12 protein-coding genes and 1 other RNA gene are annotated in these 20,221 nt (G+C 38.8%); 11 read left to right on the plus strand and 2 right to left on the minus strand.

What is annotated here, in order from left to right:
* Nucleotides 1–207 precede the first annotated feature (207 nt).
* From HT717_RS02180 to HT717_RS02190, 3 genes are all read left to right on the plus strand, one after another.
* Complete coding sequence (locus HT717_RS02180) at nt 208–846, plus strand: DUF1919 domain-containing protein (protein WP_033680690.1); 639 nt, start codon at nt 208–210, stop codon at nt 844–846.
* 75 nt (nt 847–921) lie between these two features.
* Nucleotides 922–2,025, plus strand: coding sequence for a UDP-galactopyranose mutase (glf, locus tag HT717_RS02185; RefSeq protein ID WP_101785384.1), 1,104 nt, complete (start codon nt 922–924; stop codon nt 2,023–2,025).
* Between the two features lie 200 nt (nt 2,026–2,225).
* Nucleotides 2,226–4,205: a peptide ABC transporter substrate-binding protein gene (locus HT717_RS02190; protein ID WP_101785382.1), complete on the plus strand. Its 1,980-nt coding sequence runs from the start codon at nt 2,226–2,228 to the stop codon at nt 4,203–4,205.
* 366 nt (nt 4,206–4,571) lie between these two features.
* On the opposite strand, the gene pbp1a is transcribed toward HT717_RS02190, so the two are convergent.
* Both pbp1a and recU read right to left on the minus strand, forming a co-directional pair.
* Entirely contained in the window at nt 4,572–6,746 is a 2,175-nt protein-coding gene (gene pbp1a, locus HT717_RS02195; RefSeq protein WP_173304274.1) for a penicillin-binding protein PBP1A, read from the minus strand.
* Complete coding sequence (gene recU / locus HT717_RS02200) at nt 6,739–7,338, minus strand: Holliday junction resolvase RecU (protein ID WP_033680687.1); 600 nt, start codon at nt 7,336–7,338, stop codon at nt 6,739–6,741. Before recU ends, pbp1a begins: the two co-directional genes overlap by 8 nt.
* A 66-nt stretch (nt 7,339–7,404) precedes the next feature.
* Between recU and HT717_RS02205 the strand changes: the two genes are divergently transcribed.
* From HT717_RS02205 to HT717_RS10030, 8 genes are all read left to right on the plus strand, one after another.
* Nucleotides 7,405–7,932, plus strand: coding sequence for a DUF1273 domain-containing protein (locus HT717_RS02205; RefSeq protein ID WP_033680686.1), 528 nt, complete (start codon nt 7,405–7,407; stop codon nt 7,930–7,932).
* A 69-nt stretch (nt 7,933–8,001) separates the two neighbouring features.
* Nucleotides 8,002–8,331, plus strand: coding sequence for a cell division regulator GpsB (gpsB, locus tag HT717_RS02210; RefSeq protein ID WP_000907309.1), 330 nt, complete (start codon nt 8,002–8,004; stop codon nt 8,329–8,331).
* A 20-nt stretch (nt 8,332–8,351) separates the two neighbouring features.
* Nucleotides 8,352–8,732: RNase P RNA component class B (gene rnpB / locus HT717_RS02215), an RNA gene on the plus strand.
* Between the two features lie 84 nt (nt 8,733–8,816).
* Nucleotides 8,817–9,974, plus strand: coding sequence for a class I SAM-dependent RNA methyltransferase (locus HT717_RS02220; protein ID WP_000711399.1), 1,158 nt, complete (start codon nt 8,817–8,819; stop codon nt 9,972–9,974).
* Between the two features lie 12 nt (nt 9,975–9,986).
* A complete protein-coding gene (locus HT717_RS02225; RefSeq protein ID WP_173304276.1) occupies nt 9,987–11,369 on the plus strand; it encodes a cell division site-positioning protein MapZ family protein in 1,383 nt (460 codons plus the stop codon).
* 75 nt (nt 11,370–11,444) lie between these two features.
* Nucleotides 11,445–12,869, plus strand: coding sequence for an NADP-dependent phosphogluconate dehydrogenase (gene gndA / locus HT717_RS02230; RefSeq protein ID WP_000158778.1), 1,425 nt, complete (start codon nt 11,445–11,447; stop codon nt 12,867–12,869).
* An 11-nt stretch (nt 12,870–12,880) separates the two neighbouring features.
* Nucleotides 12,881–13,570 carry a response regulator transcription factor gene (locus HT717_RS02235; protein WP_153226755.1) on the plus strand — a complete coding sequence of 230 codons (690 nt, stop codon included), beginning with the start codon at nt 12,881–12,883 and terminating at the stop codon, nt 13,568–13,570.
* 618 nt (nt 13,571–14,188) lie between these two features.
* On the plus strand, nt 14,189–20,221 hold a 6,033-nt coding region (locus tag HT717_RS10030), incomplete at its 3' end, for a Rib/alpha-like domain-containing protein (RefSeq protein ID WP_275690465.1).

Consider the following 20,221-nt stretch of genomic DNA (forward strand, 5'->3'; position numbering starts at 1 on the left):
TTTCTGAAGATTATCATTTGAAATATGAATATACAAGTGAGGGATTGCATTATAATGATGAAGGTTTATTAGTACTTAGAAATTATATGAATGAGAAAAATATTAATTTACTGTAGAGGTAAGAATAACATGAAATTAGTTTTGACTGTTTGTTAATATTAAATTATATTATTTGTTTTATAAGATTTATATGGAGTTAAGAATAGTATGATAAAATATTTTTTAAAAGCATTAGAATTTAATATGATTAAGAAGAAAAGATTAGATTTAAAAAATTCTGACTTTACGATCATAAGCTCTAACTGTCTTGGAGGTGTAATAAGTCATAAATTAGGCCTTAAGTTTATGTCTCCAACAGTAAACTTGTTTATAGAACCCAGCTCATTTGTTAAGTTTTGTAAGAATTTACCTTTCTATTTTGAACAACCACTAGTGGAGAAACAATGGGCAGGTAGTTATCCTATCGCTTTATGTAATGATATAGAGATACATGGATCACATTATAGAAATTTTTCAGAATTGAAAGATAAATGGAATGAAAGAAAGAGAAGGGTAAACTTCGACAATCTATTTATTTTCATGATAGAGCGGGATGGATGTACATATGAAGATATATTGGAATTTGATAATTTATCCTATAAAAATAAAGTTGTGTTCGTAAGTAAGGAGATGCCAGAAATAAAATCTGCCATACATATTCCAAAAACTAATGAAACAATTAATGGTAAAATACAAGTGAAAAATCTACTAGGATATAGAAATAAACTAGTAGGAAAAAGAGATATTGATCTTTTTGATTATATAAAATTCTTTAATGAAGGAATAATACAACTAAATAGAAAATAAGGATATTTTTGAAATAAAATATTATCTAATGGCCTAAAAAATAATCAGTAAAAGAATTTTAATGGCGAGGAGTATATGTACGATTATCTTGTTGTTGGTGCTGGTCTTTTTGGTGCAGTTTTTGCCCATGAATCAGCCTTAAAAGGAAAAAAAGTAAAAGTCATTGAAAAACGAAATCATATCGCGGGTAATATCTATACTCGTGAAGAGGAAGGAATTCAAGTTCATCAATATGGTGCTCATATATTCCATACTTCGGATAAGGAAATCTGGGATTATGTAAATCAGTTTGCAGAGTTTAACCGTTACACAAACTCCCCAGTTGCAAATTATAAGGGAGAGATTTATAACCTTCCTTTCAATATGAATACTTTCAATAAACTTTGGGGAGTTGTAACGCCAGCAGAAGCACAAGCTAAGATTGATGAGCAACGTGCGGTTTTAAATGGTAAAACTCCTGAAAATTTGGAAGAACAGGCGATATCTCTTGTAGGTACAGACATCTACGAAAAATTAATCAAGGACTATACAGAGAAACAGTGGGGCAAGCCAACTACGGAACTTCCAGCCTTTATCATTCGCCGTTTGCCAGTACGCCTGACCTATGATAACAACTATTTTAACGATACCTATCAAGGAATTCCAATTGGTGGTTATACTCAGATAGTTGAAAAAATGTTGGATCATGAAAACATTGATGTAGAAACAAATGTTGATTTCTTTGCGAATAAAGAGCAATATATGAAGGACTTCCCTAAGATTGTCTTTACCGGTATGATTGATGAATTCTTCGATTATAAGTTGGGTGAACTAGAGTATCGTAGTCTTCGTTTTGAAAATGAGACCCTGGATATGGAAAATTACCAAGGAAATGCAGTTGTGAACTATACGGATGCTGATACCCCATATACTCGCATTATTGAACACAAACATTTTGAGTTTGGGAGTCAAGCAAAGACTATCATTACTAAAGAACATTCCAAAACATGGGAAAAAGGTGATGAGCCTTATTATCCAGTTAATAATGATCGTAATAATCATTTGTATAAATCGTATAAAAAATTGGCCGATGAGCAAGGGAATGTTATCTTTGGTGGTCGTTTAGGACACTATCGTTATTACGATATGCACCAAGTAATTGGAGCAGCTTTACAGTGTGTAAGAAATGAGTTAGATTAAATAAGTAAAATTGATCACCAGTTCTCATTTATAAAAGTATTAAAAATTCCTTGACTATGTGATGTAGTTGAGGGATTTTTGATAATATTCATATTTTTGCAAAGTTTTTGTTTAAAAAATAATTTTCTAAAATTCAGAAAATTATATTGACAGGACTTTAAAAAGGGTCTATAATGGATAGAAAAACAAAGGAGAAGACTATGAAAACAAGAAAAGTATTGGCTCTTGCGGGAGTCACTTTATTAGCAGCTGGTGTCTTAGCGGCTTGTTCTGGTGGTTCAGCTACTAAAGGTGAGCAGACCTTTGCATTTACCTACGAGACAGATCCAGATAATCTTAACTATTTAACAACCAGTAAGGCAGCTACTTCAAACATTACTAGTAATGTCATTGATGGATTACTTGAAAATGACCGCTATGGGAATCTTATTCCCTCTATGGCAGAAGACTGGTCAGTTTCTAAGGATGGCTTGACTTATACTTATAAGATTCGTCAGGATGCCAAGTGGTATACTGCAGAAGGTGAAGAGTATGCTCCTGTTAAGGCACAGGACTTTGTGACAGGTCTTAAATATGCAACAGATAAGAAATCACAAGCCCTTTACTTGGTACAAGATTCAATCAAAGGTCTAGATGCCTATGCAAAAGGTGAGACCACAGACTTTGCTCAAGTCGGGATTAAAGCCCTTGACGATCAAACAGTCCAATACACCTTGAACAAACCTGAAACTTTTTGGAATTCTAAAACAACTATGGGTGTACTTGCGCCAGTCAATGAAGAGTTTTTGAACTCAAAAGGGGATGATTTTGCCAAAGCTACGGATCCAAGCAGTATCTTGTATAATGGTCCTTATTTGTTAAAATCTCTTGTGGCTAAATCTTCCGTTGAATTTGCGAAAAATCCTAACTACTGGGATAAGGACAATGTTCATGTTGACAAGATTAAATTGTCATTCTGGGATGGTCAAGATACCAGCAAACCAGCAGAAAACTTTAAGGATGGAAGCTTTACAGCAGCTCGTCTCTATCCAACAAGTGCAAGTTTCGCAGAGCTTGAGAAGAGTATGAAAGACAATATTGTCTATACTCAACAAGACTCGACTACGTATCTAGTAGGAACAAATATTGATCGTCAGTCCTATAAATATACTTCTAAGACTAGCGACGAACAAAAGACATCTACTAAAAAGGCTCTCTTAAACAAGGATTTCCGTCAGGCTATTGCCTTTGGTTTTGATCGTACAGCATATGCTTCACAAGTGAACGGTGCCAGTGGTGCAAGCAAAATCTTGCGTAATCTCTTTGTGCCACCAACATTTGTTCAAGCAGATGGGAAAAACTTTGGCGATATGGTCAAAGAAAAATTAGTAACCTATGGGGAAGAATGGAAGGATGTTAATCTGGCTGATGCACAAGATGGTCTCTACAATCCAGAAAAAGCCAAGGCCGAATTTGCCAAGGCTAAGTCAGCTTTACAGGCAGAAGGCGTGACCTTCCCAATTCATTTGGATATGCCAGTTGACCAGACAGCAACTACAAAAGTTCAACGTGTTCAATCTTTCAAACAATCGGTTGAAGAAACCTTGGGTACAGATAATGTCGTAATTGATATTCAACAACTACAAAAAGATGAAGTCTTGAATATTACCTACTTTGCTGAAACAGCAGCTGGGGAAGATTGGGATATTTCAGATAATGTTGGTTGGTCTCCAGACTTTGCGGATCCATCAACTTATCTCGATATTATCAAACCATCAGTTGGTGAAAACACTAAAACCTACCTTGGCTTCGATTCTGGTACAGATAATGCTGCAGCTAAAACTGTAGGTCTAAACGACTATGAGAAATTAGTAACTGAAGCTGGAAATGAGACAACAGATGTAGTAAAACGATATGATAAATATGCTACAGCCCAAGCTTGGTTGACAGATAGTGCCTTGATTATCCCAACAACAACACTTACTGGTCGCCCAATTTTGTCTAAGATGGTACCATTTACGATGCCGTTTGCCTTCTCTGGTAACAAGGGGACAAGTGATCCACTCCTATACAAATACTTGGAACTTCAAGATAAGGCAGTCACTGTAGATGAATACCAAAAAGCCCAAGATAAATGGATGAAAGAAAAAGAAGAATCCAATAAAAAAGCGCAAGAAGACCTTGCAAAACATGTAAAATAAAGGTAAAGGAGTTGGTTTGTAGCCGACTCCTTTATATGTCTTTCTAGTAGAGGGAGTTGAATCTGGAATAATACAGCCTATTGAGTCTACAATACTACACCATTGTTTCTAGAACATTGTTAGAAATTATACTCAATGAAAATCAAAGAGCAAACTAGAAATCCAGTCGCAGACTGCTCAAAAAACTGTTTTGAGGTTGTAGATAAGATTGACGAAGTCACTCACATATATATAGCAAGGTGAAGCTGACGTGGTTTGAAGAGATTTTCGAAGAGTAGAGTTTGAATTTCCTAATCAATTTGTTCACATTTTATTTCAATCTGCTATATAAAAATCCTGAGAATTTCTAGTTCTCAGGATTTTCGTTTACTGTTGTGGTTGTTGCTGAACTTGGGGGGGCTGTGGTTGCTGTTGCTGTTGGATTTGTTGGCCAGGTTGTCCCTGATTTGGATTTGTTGGAGCAGGATTATTTGATTGTTGACCAGGAGTAGGTGTTACTTGGGTAGTTGAACTTTCAGTTGTTGTAGAGGGATTCTCTACCTCTGATTGTGTTTGTTGTGTATCAGGAGTACTCCATGTATTTCTTGCTCCGTTTAGGAATACGAACTGCCCGTTTCTATATAGTCCCTCAGGCATTGTCCAATCTCCAGGATGGTTATTTTGCGCAAGGTAGCTCATCATGCTACGATAGACTCTAGCAGCAACTGTGAGGCCATCACCTACAATAGGAGTGAGACGGTTGGTATAACCTGTCCAAACGGCCATTGAATACTTACGAGTATAACCTACAAACATTTCATCAGGTGCTACAAGTTGATTCATCTTGATATGATTTTCGATTTCTTCATCTGTATAGTTGGAAGTCCCTGTTTTCCCTGCTTGAGGGATTCCAGGAAGGTAGGCATTGTAACCTGTTCCAGATGTTAAGACTGTTTTCATCATTTCTGTCATCATATAGGCAGTAGACTCTTTCATAGCTCTTGTGCCAGCGTCAGAGAATTCTTTTTCGCTACCATCACTAAAGACGATTTTATTGATGTACATTGGTTTATGGTAGATACCGCCATTAGCGAATGCAGCGTAAGCCGCAGCCATTTTCTCACTGCTTGCACCGTACTGTTTACCAGATTCAGTTGTATTACTTGAAATAGCATTTGAATAGTGCATTACAGGATAGTCGATTCCTAAACCATTTAGGAAGTTTTTAGCTTTATCTAAACCAACCTTGTTTAGTGTTTCAACAGCAGGTACGTTACGAGATTGTTGAAGGGCATATTGCAGAGTAATGTTACCAAAATATGCTCGATCCCAGTTGTAGACAGGGGTACTTGTTCCAGGGTAGTTATAAGGAATATCGTGGACAGTAGTTGCAGTTGAATCATATACACCGTATTCTAAGGCTGGGGCATAATCAGTGATTGGCTTCATGGTTGATCCCCAGTCACGGTTGGTTTCCACAGCTTGGTTAGTACCGAATGAAACATTGCTTGCTTGGTGACGAGCTCCAAGTTGGGCGATGACTTTACCATTGGAAGTATCTACGATAGTTGAGGCTACTTGAAGGTCATCATCTGGATAAGAGACATATTCATCTGTATTGTAGATATCCCAAAGTCTTTGTTGAATGTCCTTGTCTACATTGGTGTAGACTTCCATTCCAGTAGTAAGAAGATTATATCCCGTTTCGTGCTCTACTTGTTCAATAACCTCTTTTAGATAGTTATCCATATACGCTGGATAAGTAGCAGTTGACTTAAGACTTTGTAAACCATCAGTGATAGGTGTGTTGATAGCTTTTTCATATTGTTCAGCACTAATGTAATCTTGTCCTCTCATTTCTGAAAGAACCAAATTACGACGGTCCAACGCTGCATCTGGATGAGAGTAAGGATCGTATTGGTTGGGTGCCTGTGGCATACCTGCTAGCAAAGCTAATTGAGGTAGAGAGAGGTCTTTTAAGTCTTTTCCGTAGTAATTTTGGGCTGCTGTCTGCATACCATAGTTACCATTTGACATATAGACCTTATTGATGTAGTAGGTAAGGATTTCTTGTTTGGTAGCTTTTTGTTCCAATTGGACAGCTAACCATGCCTCTTGTGCTTTTCGGGAGATATTTTGATCCGAAGTTGATGTTGAGAAATAGGTCAACTTAATCAACTGCTGTGTTAGGGTTGATCCTCCCTGTAAAGAGTTACTTTGTAAGTTACGTAAGAAGGCCCCCATGATCCGAATCGTATCTACCCCTCTGTGGTCAAAGAAGCGATGGTCCTCGATAGACACGATGGCTTTGACTAAGTCAGTAGGAATTTCGTTGGCCTGAGCGTTTACTCGGCGTTCAGAGCCCAGATCGGCAATGAGTTCGTTATTATTGTCGTAAATCTTGCTCGAAGTTGTTGCAACTAATTTACTATCTGATAGTGCTGGAGCTTTACTTACAAAATAGAGAAAAACACCCCCACCCAATAGAAATAATGCGATAAAGAGAGTTAGGAAAAAGATTCCAGTATACTTTAATATTCGCATAAGAATGTATTTATTCATCTTGTTTACCACCTAGTAAATGTTCTTTGATGACATCGAGATAGGGAATTTGTGGAAATGCCCCTAGTTTTATCTGGTAACCGTATTCTCGTATGTATCCAAGTGGCATTGATTTTTGCCCCTTATCTTGATGATAGAAGCGAATCAAATCATATGCCGGTAATAAGTAGGTTTCTTGCTGAGAAGAAAAGTGAAGAAGGACAAAGCAGATTCCTTGTTGAGCAAGGACTTGTTCCATATGCTGAATCTGATGTGGATGGAAATTTTTCATCGGAATCGCACATTTTTGTTTTGTTTCCTTGGCTTCAAAGTCGATGTAATATCCCTTATAAACGCCAGAATAGTCTGTCGTTGAAGCTTGTCGAAAATAGGCTTCAACAATCTTGGCACGACTTCGTTGTGGATAGTCCACTCGTACGATTTGAATAGGGGTTGGTTTCTTGTGTATAACAGCCAAGCCCTGAGACAAATAGTAGTCGTTGGTAGCATTAATCATCTTTTCAAAAGACATTCCTCGATTTGCGAAATTTTGGGGTTGAGAAAGCGATGTTTGTCTTTTTTGTGATGAAATTTTATGAGGATAGTTGACCATAATTCTCCTTATTGGTACAATAACATCACTCTATTATACCATAATTTTACACAGAAAGGGTTAAAAATGACTACAGCTTTGGTTTTAGGCTATTCTGCTTTTGATTTGGGTTTGTTTTCGGACAAGGATCCTCGTCTTAAATTGATTAAAAAAGCGATACGTAGGGATTTAGAAGCTATGGCAGAAGATGGGGTGACTTGGCTTGTATTTACCGGAACTTTGGGCTTTGAATATTGGGTTTTAGAGGTTGCTCAGGAAATGAAGACCGAATACGGTTTCCACTTGGCCACCATTTTTGCTTTTGAAACTCATGGGGAAAATTGGAATGAAGGTAATCAGATGAAACTGAGTCGCTTTAAGCAGGTAGACTTTGTCAAATATGCCTATCCTCGTTATGAACACAAAGGTCAGTTAAGAGATTACCAGCAGTTTTTATTGGAAAATACGAATAGTTCTTATCTTTTTTATGATGAGGAAAATGAAACGAGACTAGCTTATATTTACCAAATGATGAAAGAGCAGGAAGACTATTTTATAAAGAGACTAACATTTGATCAGCTAAATGAACTTGCAGAAAATTTTTCCGAAAATTGAAGCTTTGACCTTGATTTTTGTTTGTCTTTTTTTATATAATAATACTAGCAACTGAGAATGGAGAGAGACATGGCAGGTATTATTTTTTCGGCGAAAGATATTTTTGAACAAGAGTTTGGACGTGAAGTCCGTGGGTATAGTAAGGTAGAAGTTGATGAGTTTTTGGACGATGTCATCAAGGACTATGAAACCTATGCTACCTTGGTCAAGTCACTTCGTCAGGAAATTGCGGATTTGAAGGAAGAATTAGCTCGTAAACCAAAACCTTCACCAGTTCAAACAGAACCTCTTGAAGCGGCAACAACAAGTTCTATGACGAACTTTGATATTTTAAAACGTTTGAATCGTCTTGAAAAAGAAGTGTTTGGTAAACAAATTTTAGATAACTCAGGATTTTAAGAGCTTATTTAAAAAGTGCAATTTTTGGATAATCGCGTGAGGAGAGTTGCTTTTCATGAGGAAAGTCCATGCTAGCACAGGCTGTGATGCCTGTAGTGTTTGTGCTAGGCGAAAACATAAGCCTAGGAACGAGAAATCGTTACGGCAGTTGAAATGGCTAAGTCTTTGGATAGGTCAGAGTAGGCTTGAAAGTGCCACAGTGACGGAGTCTTTCTGGAAACGGAGAGAGTGGAACGCGGTAAACCCCTCAAGCTAGCAACCCAAATTTTGGTCGGGGCATGGAGTGCACGGAAACGAACGTAGTACTCTGACTGCTATCAGCTAGAGCTGCTAGTGGTAGACAGATGATTATCGAAGGAAGTGGTCCTAGTCACTTCTGGAACAAAACATGGCTTATAGAAAATTGCATATAGGTTGAGGCTGAGAAAATTTTCTCAACCTCATTTTTTAAAGTGTACAATAGAAAGGTCTTGCAAGACTGTAACATGAAAAAAGAATTTAATTTAATTGCAACTGTGGCAGCTGGTCTGGAAGCTGTAGTGGGAAGAGAAGTGCGAGAGTTGGGTTATGACTGCCAAGTTGAAAATGGACGTGTTCGTTTTCAAGGAGACGTGAGAGCTATTATCGAAACTAACCTTTGGCTTCGGGCAGCAGATCGTATCAAAATTATCGTAGGAACCTTTCCTGCCAAGACTTTTGAAGAGCTGTTCCAAGGAGTATTCGCCTTAGATTGGGAAAATTATTTACCACTTGGAGCTCGATTCCCGATTTCAAAAGCCAAATGTGTTAAATCTAAACTACATAATGAACCGAGTGTTCAGGCTATTTCTAAGAAAGCTGTTGTTAAGAAATTGCAGAAACACTATGCCCGTCCAGAAGGTGTTCCACTGATGGAGAATGGCCCAGAGTTTAAGATTGAGGTTTCTATTCTAAAGGATGTGGCAACTGTCATGATTGATACGACAGGATCTAGCCTCTTTAAACGTGGTTATCGTACCGAAAAGGGTGGCGCTCCTATCAAGGAAAATATGGCAGCAGCCATTTTACAACTATCTAACTGGTATCCAGACAAGCCTTTAATTGATCCGACCTGTGGTTCGGGGACTTTCTGTATCGAGGCTGTCATGATTGCTCGAAAGATGGCACCAGGACTTCGTCGTTCTTTTGCCTTTGAGGAATGGAACTGGGTTAGCGATCGCTTGATTCAAGAAGTGCGCACAGAAGCGGCCCAAAAAGTGGATCGTGAACTTGAGTTGGATATCATGGGTTGTGATATTGATGCTCGCATGGTGGAGATTGCTAAGGCTAATGCTCAGGCAGCTGGTGTTGCAGGAGATATTACCTTTAAGCAGATGCGCGTGCAGGATTTACGTTCGGATAAAATCAATGGTGTGATTATCTCCAATCCGCCTTATGGGGAACGTTTATCAGATGATGCAGGGGTGACCAAGCTTTATGCTGAAATGGGTCAAGTATTTGCACCGCTGAAAACTTGGAGCAAGTTTATCCTAACTAGTGATGAAGCCTTTGAAAGCAAGTATGGTAGCCAAGCGGACAAGAAGCGTAAACTGTATAACGGAACCCTGAAAGTGGATCTGTATCAATATTTTGGGCAGCGTGTCAAACGCCAAGAAGTAAAGTAGGAAGGTGAACTCATGACTAAGAAAAGACGGGATCGTCATAAAAATGAAGGACAAGAACCGCGATTTGATTTTGATGAAGCAAAAGAGTTAACAGTTGGTCAAGCTATTCGTAAAAATGAAGAAGTAGAAGCAGGGGTCTTGCCTGAGGACTCCATTTTAGATAAGTATGTCAAGCAACACAAAGATGAAATTGAGGCGGATAAGTTTGCGACTCGCCAATACAAAAAGGAGGAATTAGTCGAAACGCAGAGTTTGGATGATCTTATCCAAGAGATTCGGGAAGAGACAGCTGTTGAGCCTACGATAGTAGAGAATGATTTCATCCAGTTTGATGACTTAGAATCTACACAAGTGACAGAAACTCCTTTTGATGAGGAATTTGACACTGAGGAGGCAGTCGAAACAGAGTATCCAATGTTGGATAGTGAAGATGGGCAAAGTGTTAAGAAACAGATTCTTTATGGCTTGTTAGCTGCCCTAGGAATTATTATTATTGGGACTGGTTATTATGTTTATAGTCAAGTGGCTCGTTCGACCAAGGAAATTCAGACTTCTCAATCAACCACAAACTCGCAGGCAGAAGCGGAAGAATTTAATAATTTATATGATGCCTTCTACACAGATAGCAATAAAACAGCTTTGAAGAATAGCCAGTTTGATAAACTGACTCAACTGAAGACTTTACTTGATAAGCTAGAAGGTAGTCGCGAATATACGCTTGCTAAATCGAAATATGACAGCTTAGAAACGCAAATCAAGGCCATTCAAGATGTCAATGCTCAATTTGAGAAACCAGCTATTGTGGATGGTGTCTTGGATACCAATGCCAAAGCTAAATCTGATGCTAAATTTACAGATATTAAAACAGGGAATACTGAGATTGACAAAGTGCTAGATAAGGCGATTAGCCTTGGGAAGAGCCAGCAAACAAGTGCTTCTAGCTCAAGTTCAAGTCAAACTAGCAGTTCAAGCTCTAGTCAAGCAAGTTCAAATTCTTCTAGAGAGAGTAGTACAAGTAACACCAGTCCATCTTCAAGCGCCTCATCAAACAATTCAGTTTCTGCGCGTGATGATAGTCATGGCGGTCTATCAAGTTCTGGAGTTAACCTACAAAGAGCTTCAAGCCGTGTGCCATTCAATCAATCGGCTGTTGATGATAGCAATAACTCTGCCTGGGATTTCGCGGATGGTGTTTTGGAACAAATTTTAGCGACTTCACGTTCACGTGGTTATATCACTGGTAACCAATACATCCTCGAACGTGTCAATATCGTTAATGGCAATGGTTATTACAATCTCTATAAGCCAGACGGAACCTATCTATTTACCCTTAACTGTAAGACTGGATACTTTGTTGGGAATGGTTCTGGACATGCGGATGCCTTGGACTATTAAGCAGTCGTTACAAAATTCTTTCTTTTCAAAAGTAAAAATGATAAAATAAAACAAATTAAACAAGAGGAGTGTCATATGACAAAAGCTAACTTTGGTGTCGTAGGTATGGCCGTAATGGGCCGTAACCTTGCCCTAAATATTGAATCTCGTGGTTACACAGTTGCTATTTACAACCGTAGTAAAGAAAAAACTGAAGATGTAATTGCTTGCCATCCTGAAAAGAACTTTGTACCAAGCTATGACGTTGAAAGTTTTGTAAACTCAATCGAAAAACCTCGTCGTATCATGTTGATGGTTCAAGCTGGACCTGGTACAGATGCTACTATCCAAGCCCTTCTTCCACACCTTGACAAGGGTGATATCTTGATTGACGGAGGAAATACTTTCTACAAAGATACCATCCGTCGTAATGAAGAATTGGCAAACTCAGGTATCAACTTTATCGGCACTGGGGTTTCTGGTGGTGAAAAAGGTGCCCTTGAAGGTCCTTCTATCATGCCTGGTGGACAAAAAGAAGCCTACGAATTGGTTGCGGATGTTCTTGAAGAAATCTCAGCTAAAGCACCAGAAGATGGCAAACCATGTGTGACTTACATCGGTCCTGATGGAGCTGGTCACTATGTGAAAATGGTTCACAACGGTATTGAGTATGGTGACATGCAATTGATCGCAGAAAGCTATGACTTGATGCAACACTTGCTAGGCCTTTCTGCAGAGGATATGGCTGAAATCTTTACTGAGTGGAACAAGGGTGAATTGGACAGCTACTTGATCGAAATCACAGCTGATATCTTGAGCCGTAAAGACGATGAAGGTCAAGATGGGCCAATCGTAGACTACATCCTTGATGCTGCAGGTAACAAGGGAACTGGTAAATGGACTAGCCAATCATCACTTGACCTTGGTGTACCATTGTCACTCATCACTGAGTCAGTATTTGCACGTTACATTTCAACTTACAAAGAAGAACGTGTGCATGCTAGCAAGGTTCTTCCAAAACCAGCTGCCTTCAAATTTGAAGGAGACAAGGCTGAGTTGATTGAAAAAATCCGTCAAGCTCTTTACTTCTCAAAAATCATTTCATATGCACAAGGTTTTGCTCAATTGCGTGTAGCTTCTAAAGAAAACAACTGGAACTTGCCATTTGCGGATATCGCATCTATCTGGCGTGATGGCTGTATCATCCGTTCTCGTTTCTTGCAAAAGATCACAGATGCTTACAACCGTGATGCAGACCTTGCCAACCTTCTTTTGGATGAGTACTTCTTGGATGTTACTGCTAAGTACCAACAAGCAGTGCGTGATATCGTAGCTCTCGCTGTTCAAGCTGGTGTACCAGTGCCAACATTCTCAGCAGCTATTACTTACTTTGATAGCTACCGTTCAGCTGACCTTCCAGCTAACTTAATCCAAGCGCAACGTGACTACTTTGGTGCCCACACTTACCAACGTAAAGACAAAGAAGGAACATTCCACTACTCTTGGTATGACGAAAAATAAGTAGGTCTGCCATGGGGAAACGGATTTTATTACTTGAGAAAGAACGAAATCTAGCTCACTTTTTAAGTTTGGAACTCCAAAAAGAGCAATACCGAGTTGATCAGGTTGAGGAGGGGCAAAAAGCCCTCTCCATGGCTCTTCAGACAGACTATGACTTGATTTTATTGAATGCTCAACTGGGGGATATGACAGCCCAGGATTTTGCAGACAAGCTGAGTCGGACTAAGCCAGCCTCAGTGATCATGGTTTTGGACCATCGCGAAGACTTGCAAGATCAGATTGAGGCAATCCAACGCTTTGCCGTTTCTTACATCTATAAGCCAGTTATTATTGAGAATTTGGTGGCTCGTATTTCAGCGATTTTCCGAGGTCGGGACTTCATCGACCAACACTGTAGTCAGATGAAGGTTCCAACGTCTTACCGCAATCTGCGTATGGATGTAGAACATCATACCGTTTATCGTGGCGAGGAGATGATTGCTCTGACTCGTCGTGAGTATGACCTTTTGGCTACTCTAATGGGAAGCAAGAAAGTTCTGACTCGTGAGCAGTTGTTGGAAAGTGTCTGGAAGTATGAAAGTGCGACCGAAACCAATATCGTGGATGTCTATATCCGTTATCTACGTAGCAAGCTGGATGTAAAAGGTCAGAAAAGCTACATTAAAACCGTGCGTGGTGTTGGTTACGCTATGCAAGAATAGAAAAGCAGTCACTCTCGTGTAACTGTTGTTTGAGCTCTATACTATCTGTAGCAGGAATTCCTGAACTCCAGATAGTATAGAGCTTTTTGAATAGCCACAAATGCAAGTCTTTAGACGGCTTGTAATGCTTCAAAGAGATGGTCAGAGAGAATGAATTTTTCTTGACCATAGTTTATACTCAATGAAAATGAAGGAGCAAACTAGGAAGCTAGCTGCAGGTTGCTCAAAACACTAGTTTTGAGGTTGCCGATGGAAGCTAACGTGATGTGAAGAGATTTTCGAAGAGTATTGGTATCTGATAAGCTTTACTTTCATAGTTTTCTAGTTTTTGACGCTCAAAAGGGATGAGCTAGCTTCAGGTGTGGTTAATATACTCTTTATAAGTATTCGAAAAAATGGAATTTATCATAGTTTTGAAGAAAATGGGGATTTTATTTTTGTTGAAATATTATAATATAATAAATGCTTCAAATTCTGAAATATTCTGAAAATACTGGAAAATAATAAATAATAATTAATATAATTGACAAATCTGCTTATATAAATTATAATGTTGAATGTATGTGTATGTGTATGTGTACTACATGCTATTTTTAGAAATCAAAAGGAGACAATGTAATGTATTTTAATCGTAAAAATGCAGAGCAAAAGAACTGGAGAATGATCAAAAAAGGAAAGCACTTCCTATTCGGTTGTTCTCTTGTTTTTGCGGTCGGAGCTAGCTTAGCTACTCAAGTGGTTCATGCAAACACAGCAGAAACTACTGTAGCAAACAACTCGACTACTGGGGATGTTACCCCTACACCGAACGGAGATGGCAAGACTTATGAGGCACCTGCTGCTGTAGCAGAAATCAAGTCAGAAGTTGCTACAACACCAGCTGTAGCAGCAAAACTTGATGGAGAAACTGCAAAAGAAGTTAAAGCTTTAGACAAAACTAAACTTGAAAACTACATTGCAGAAATCGAAGCAAAATTAGCTAACGGAACATACGAAAGCAAAACAGAAGAGAGTGTTGCGGTATTAAAAGCTGACTTAGAAGCTGCAAAAGCTACATTAGCAAACGCAACAACTCAAGATGAAATCACAAAAGCTTACAGCAAATTAGTAACTACAGCGAATACTAAATTAAAAAACAAACCTGTAGAGAAAAAAGAAACTCCAGCAGTAGACGCTACTAACGGACAACCAACTGTAGGTAAAAAAGCAGAAAACACTGAGAAAAAATCAGAATCTAACTCAATCGAAAACACAGGATCTAACGACTCACGTAACGGTAAAGCATTAGATAAGAATAATGCTTTTAGAGCGGAAGTTGCCTATTCAGAAGGTACAAATGCAGCCGCAAATGGTCATAGTGATACCTATATCCTTAATGATGTTAATAAAGCCACGTCTACAGATGACGCTGTTAATGCAGTTTCTAGAGTTACAAATTATAAAGTTAAATATAATAAAGACGCTAGTGGGAAGATTACTTCATTAGATTGGCTTGTCTTTTATAATGATCATGCAGAAAATCTATCTAATACGTATAATACAGATGGAGGAGATGTATATCGAAATTTCATCCAAATTCCTGCAGAAGTTAATATGCCAACTAGCATTACACGTGCAAAATATAACTCTCCAATCCAAGGTAAATTAAATCCTAAAACTAAAAAACTTGAACGTACAAAACCTGATGGTTCAGCATTGAGTAGTTCTGTAACGTTTGAAAATCCAGCACCAGCTACAGCTGCTGGATTACCATTAGACAAAAAAGATACCTTTTCTCTGGCTTCTGGTTGGGAAAGTGGTATCTATGGTCGTTCTATAGAAAAACTTGCCGGTCAGGAGGACAGATATTTCAAGAGTGCGGCATCTAATTCTTCTCCGAGAACTAAAGAGTTATTGGATAATGTTGCCTTGAATGACAAACGTTTGATTGTGGATCGTTCGACTACAGGTGGTTCAGGTTATGATGGCTATGCATGGAGTTTTAGAACTGAAGTTCCTGCAACAACATCTAACGAACAGTTGAAAGATATGAAGGTTGTATTTGGTATGATGCGTAGTGCCACTGCTGGTGCCAATGCAGGTTTCGCCAACATTGCAACTAACCCTATAAAAATGTGGCAGTCTGATGTTTCCACACCAACAGCGAAAGATCAAACTGTAAAAGTTGGTCAAAAACCAGATGCGACAAAATCAATTGGAAACTTAGACACTCTTCCAAAAGGAACAACAGTTAAGTACAAGGATGCAGTAGATACACGAACTCCAGGTGAAAAACGAGCAACAGCAGTTGTAACTTACCCAGATAAATCTACAAAAGAAGTTCCTGTAAAAGTAATTGTTGAAAAAGAAGCAGTAGCACCAGCTAAGCCAGTTACTCCAAAACCAGAAGCACCCAAACCAAGCACACCAGCGCCAGATGCAGCAACTAACAAACCAGCGGCAGGTGCAGCGACTAACAAACCAGCACCAGGTGCAGCGACTAACAAACCAGCAGCAGGTGCAGCGACTAGCGCTCCAGAAATTGTCAATGATTTAGCAGGTAAAGCAAGTACACCAGCTGATGTGACAGTTAAAGCACCAGCAGGTTCAACTGTTAAGCTTTACAACACAGATGGTGTTGTGATCGGTGAAGCTGTAGCTAATGCCCAAGGTGTAGCAACTGTTCACCCTACAAACAGTCTTCCAGCAGGAAAAATTACAGCGACTTCAACACCAACAGGTGGTAAAGAGTCAGCTAAGAGTACACCGATTACGATTACAGCATCACCGGTGACTGTTAAGGATGGTGGTGTGACTGGTAATGATGATACTAGACTATTGGTAAGTAGGTCAGAGATTACAGTATATCCTGGTGATAAAATTGATGTTGATGTTGTAGCTCAAGCTACAGCTTTAGAGAAATTTTCAGTTGAAAAAAATCCACTAGCTATAAGAGGAGTAGAGCCAACGGGAGGATATCTAGGAGCTTCAAACGGAGCTACGATTAGACAACGTGATGCTAAATATAGTGGTACTGTTGCAATGGACCAGCCAGCAGGAAGTACAAGTGTTATTTTCCATGCGAAGAATCGAGATAAACCAACAACGATATACAGAGAACTTATAGTAAATGTTCTTGAGACTGCTAAGAAATATGAACCAGTTGCAGGTACAAAATTAGATGTTGCAAATTCTAATAATCTTAGTGAAGATGACAAGAACAAGGTTATCGCCTCTGTTAAAGCTGCTAACCCAAGTCTTCCAGCAGATTCACAATACAGTGTGGATGAAAAAGGGAACCTTACTATCACTTATCCTGATGGATCAAAAGATAAGATTGCAGCAGCATATCTAGTAAATCCAGCACCAACAGATGCAGATAAGAACACACCAACAGCTAAACCACAAACTGTAAACAAAGGAACAACACCAAAAGCAGAAGATTCAATTGGAAATATAAAAGATCTTCCTAAGGGTACAAAAGTAGCCTTCAAAGCTCCAGTAGACACAGCGACACCAGGTGAAAAAGATGCTACAGTAGTTGTAACATACCCAGATGGATCTAATGAAGAAGTTCCAGTTAAAGTAACGGTTAAAGCCCCAAGTTCAGCATCAACAACTCCAACAGCGCCAGCAACACCAGCAGCTCCAGTAGTAGCTCCAACAGTAGAGATTCCTTATTCTAATAAAGATACTAAGGAAGTTTATGTTTATGCTGGAGAAGAAAACTCATTCGATATTAAATTCAAAGATGATAGCGGAAAAATTGCAAGTGCTACTGTAAGACAAGGTGGTAACAAAGCGTTTGCTGATGTTGCAGGTGAAGCAAATACTATCAATACTCAGTATGGATTTAAAGCAAATGTTATTAATGCTGAGACTCCAGCGACAGAAAAAGCCCCAGCAGTCATTACTTATTCAGGTACTCCAGCAGCGACAGATGGTTTAGCAAAAGACAAACTAGAAGCAGCAACTAAAGGAGAAAATCCAGAAGGTATGGCTTTAGGATGGCGTTATGCAACTGCAACGGATAAAGATGGTGCATTTATTGAGAATAAAGCAGTAGGTAGCTCAACTGCAACTGATCCAGGTGCATTCCGTGTTATGCTTAAGGGACAAACTCAAAAATATGATATTGCAACACCAACTGAAAAAGTTACTGTAGCAGATCCAGCTAACGTAACAGATGCTGACCTGGCTAAAATCAAAGAGAAACTTCAACTTGAGTACTCTAAAAACAATGATGACGCTAACTTGGCAGATAAAAAAGGTAAAGCTGTATCTGATAAAGATGCTAAGATCCAATCAGTAACAAAAGATGACAAAGGAAATCTTGTTGTAACATATAAAGATGGTTCTCAAGATAAAAAACCATTGTCAGAATTTGTAACAAAAGAAACAACAGCAGTGGCTCCAACAGTAGAAATTCCTTACTCTAATAAAGATACTAAAGAAGTTTATGTATATGCTGGAGAAGAAAACTCATTCGATATCAAATTCAAAGATGATAGCGGAAAAATTGCAAGTGCTACTGTAAGACAAGGTGGTAACAAAGCGTTTGCTGATGTTGCAGGTGAAGCAAATACTATCAATACACAATATGGATTTAAAGCAAATGTTATCAATGCTGAGACACCAGCGACAGAAAAAGCCCCAGCAGTTATTACTTATTCAGGTACTCCAGCAGCGACAGATGGTTTAGCAAAAGACAAACTAGAAGCAGCAACTAAAGGAGAAAATCCAGAAGGTATGGCTTTAGGATGGCGTTATGCAACTGCAACGGATAAAGATGGTGCATTTATTGAGAATAAAGCAGTAGGTAGTTCAACTGCAACTGATCCAGGTGCATTCCGTGTTATGCTTAAGGGACAAACTCAAAAATATGATATTGCAACACCAACTGAAAAAGTTACTGTAGCAGATCCAGCTAACGTAACAGATGCTGACTTAGCTAAAATCAAAGAGAAGCTTCAACTTGAGTACTCTCAAAACAACGATGATGCTAACTTGGCAGACAAAAAAGGTCAAGCTGTAGCTGATAAAGATGCTAAGATCCAATCAGTCACAAAAGACGACAAAGGAAATCTTGTTGTAACATATAAAGATGGTTCTCAAGATAAAAAACCATTATCAGAATTTGTAACTAAAGAAACAACAGCAGTAGCTCCAACAGTAGAGATTCCTTACTCTAATAAAGATACTAAAGAAGTTTATGTATATGCTGGAGAAGAAAACTCATTCGATATTAAATTCAAAGATGATAGCGGAAAAATTGCAAGTGCCACTGTAAGACAAGGTGGTAACAGAGCGTTTGATCCTGTTGCAGGTGAAGCAAATACTATCAATACACAATATGGATTTAAAGCAAATGTTATCAATGCTGAGACTCCAGCGACAGCAAAAGCCCCAGCAGTCATTACTTATTCAGGTACTCCAGCAGCGACAGATGGTTTAGCAAAAGACAAACTAGAAGCAGCAACTAAAGGAGAAAATCCAGAAGGTATGGCTTTAGGATGGCGTTATGCAACTGCAACGGATAAAGATGGTGCATTTATTGAGAATAAAGCAGTAGGTAGTTCAACTGCAACTGATCCAGGTGCATTCCGTGTTATGCTTAAGGGACAAACTCAAAAATATGATATTGCAACTCCAACTGAAAAAGTTACTGTAGCAGATCCAGCTAATGTAACAGATGCTGACTTAGCTAAAATCAAAGAGAAGCTTCAACTTGAGTACTCTCAAAACAACGATGACGCTAACTTAGCAGACAAAAAAGGTAAAGCTGTAGCTGATAAAGATGCTAAGATTAAATCAATCGAAAAAGATGCTGATGGAAATCTTGTTGTAACATATAAAGATGGTTCTCAAGATAAAAAACCATTATCAGAATTTGTAACTAAAAAACCAACAGATGCAGATAAGAACACACCAACAGGTAAACCACAAACTGTAAACAAAGGAACAACACCAAAAGCAGAAGATTCAATTGGAAATGTAAAAGATCTTCCTAAAGGTACAAAAGTAGCCTTCAAAGATCCAGTAGACACAGCAACACCAGGTGAAAAAGATGCGACAGTAGTTGTAACATACCCAGATGGATCTAAAGAAGAAGTTCCAGTTAAAGTAACGGTTAAAGACCCAAGTTCAGCACCAACAGATGCAGATAAGAACACGCCAACAGGTAAACCACAAACTGTAAACAAAGGAACAACACCAAAAGCAGAAGATTCAATTGGAAATGTAAAAGATCTTCCTAAGGGTACAAAAGTAGCCTTCAAAGATCCAGTAGACACAGCAACACCAGGTGAAAAAGATGCGACAGTAGTTGTAACATACCCAGATGGATCTAAAGAAGAAGTTCCAGTTAAAGTAACGGTTAAAGACCCAAGTTCAGCACCAACAGATGCAGATAAGAACACACCAACAGCTAAACCACAAACTGTAAACAAAGGAACAACACCAAAAGCAGAAGATTCAATTGGAAATGTAAAAGATCTTCCTAAGGGTACAAAAGTAGCCTTCAAAGATCCAGTAGACACAGCAACACCAGGTGAAAAAGATGCGACAGTAGTTGTAACATACCCAGATGGATCTAAAGAAGAAGTTCCAGTTAAGGTAACGGTTAAAGACCCAAGTTCAGCTGAAGATCCAACAACTAAGGATACAGACGGC

The sequence above is a fragment of the Streptococcus sp. 959 genome (assembly GCF_013277075.1).
Lineage (GTDB): Bacteria > Bacillota > Bacilli > Lactobacillales > Streptococcaceae > Streptococcus > Streptococcus pseudopneumoniae_C.

Bases quoted from the DNA above. Each gene is read 5' to 3' on its own strand.
- HT717_RS02225 (WP_173304276.1), top strand. From the start codon at position 9,987: ATGACTAAGAAAAGACGGGATCGTCATAAAAATGAAGGACAAGAACCG.
- recU (WP_033680687.1), bottom strand. From the start codon at position 7,338: ATGGTCAACTATCCTCATAAAATTTCATCACAAAAAAGACAAACATCG.
- HT717_RS02180 (WP_033680690.1), top strand. From the start codon at position 208: ATGATAAAATATTTTTTAAAAGCATTAGAATTTAATATGATTAAGAAG.
- HT717_RS02190 (WP_101785382.1), top strand. From the start codon at position 2,226: ATGAAAACAAGAAAAGTATTGGCTCTTGCGGGAGTCACTTTATTAGCA.
- pbp1a (WP_173304274.1), bottom strand. From the start codon at position 6,746: ATGAATAAATACATTCTTATGCGAATATTAAAGTATACTGGAATCTTT.
- glf (WP_101785384.1), top strand. From the start codon at position 922: ATGTACGATTATCTTGTTGTTGGTGCTGGTCTTTTTGGTGCAGTTTTT.
- HT717_RS02235 (WP_153226755.1), top strand. From the start codon at position 12,881: ATGGGGAAACGGATTTTATTACTTGAGAAAGAACGAAATCTAGCTCAC.
- gpsB (WP_000907309.1), top strand. From the start codon at position 8,002: ATGGCAGGTATTATTTTTTCGGCGAAAGATATTTTTGAACAAGAGTTT.
- gndA (WP_000158778.1), top strand. From the start codon at position 11,445: ATGACAAAAGCTAACTTTGGTGTCGTAGGTATGGCCGTAATGGGCCGT.
- HT717_RS02220 (WP_000711399.1), top strand. From the start codon at position 8,817: ATGAAAAAAGAATTTAATTTAATTGCAACTGTGGCAGCTGGTCTGGAA.
- HT717_RS02205 (WP_033680686.1), top strand. From the start codon at position 7,405: ATGACTACAGCTTTGGTTTTAGGCTATTCTGCTTTTGATTTGGGTTTG.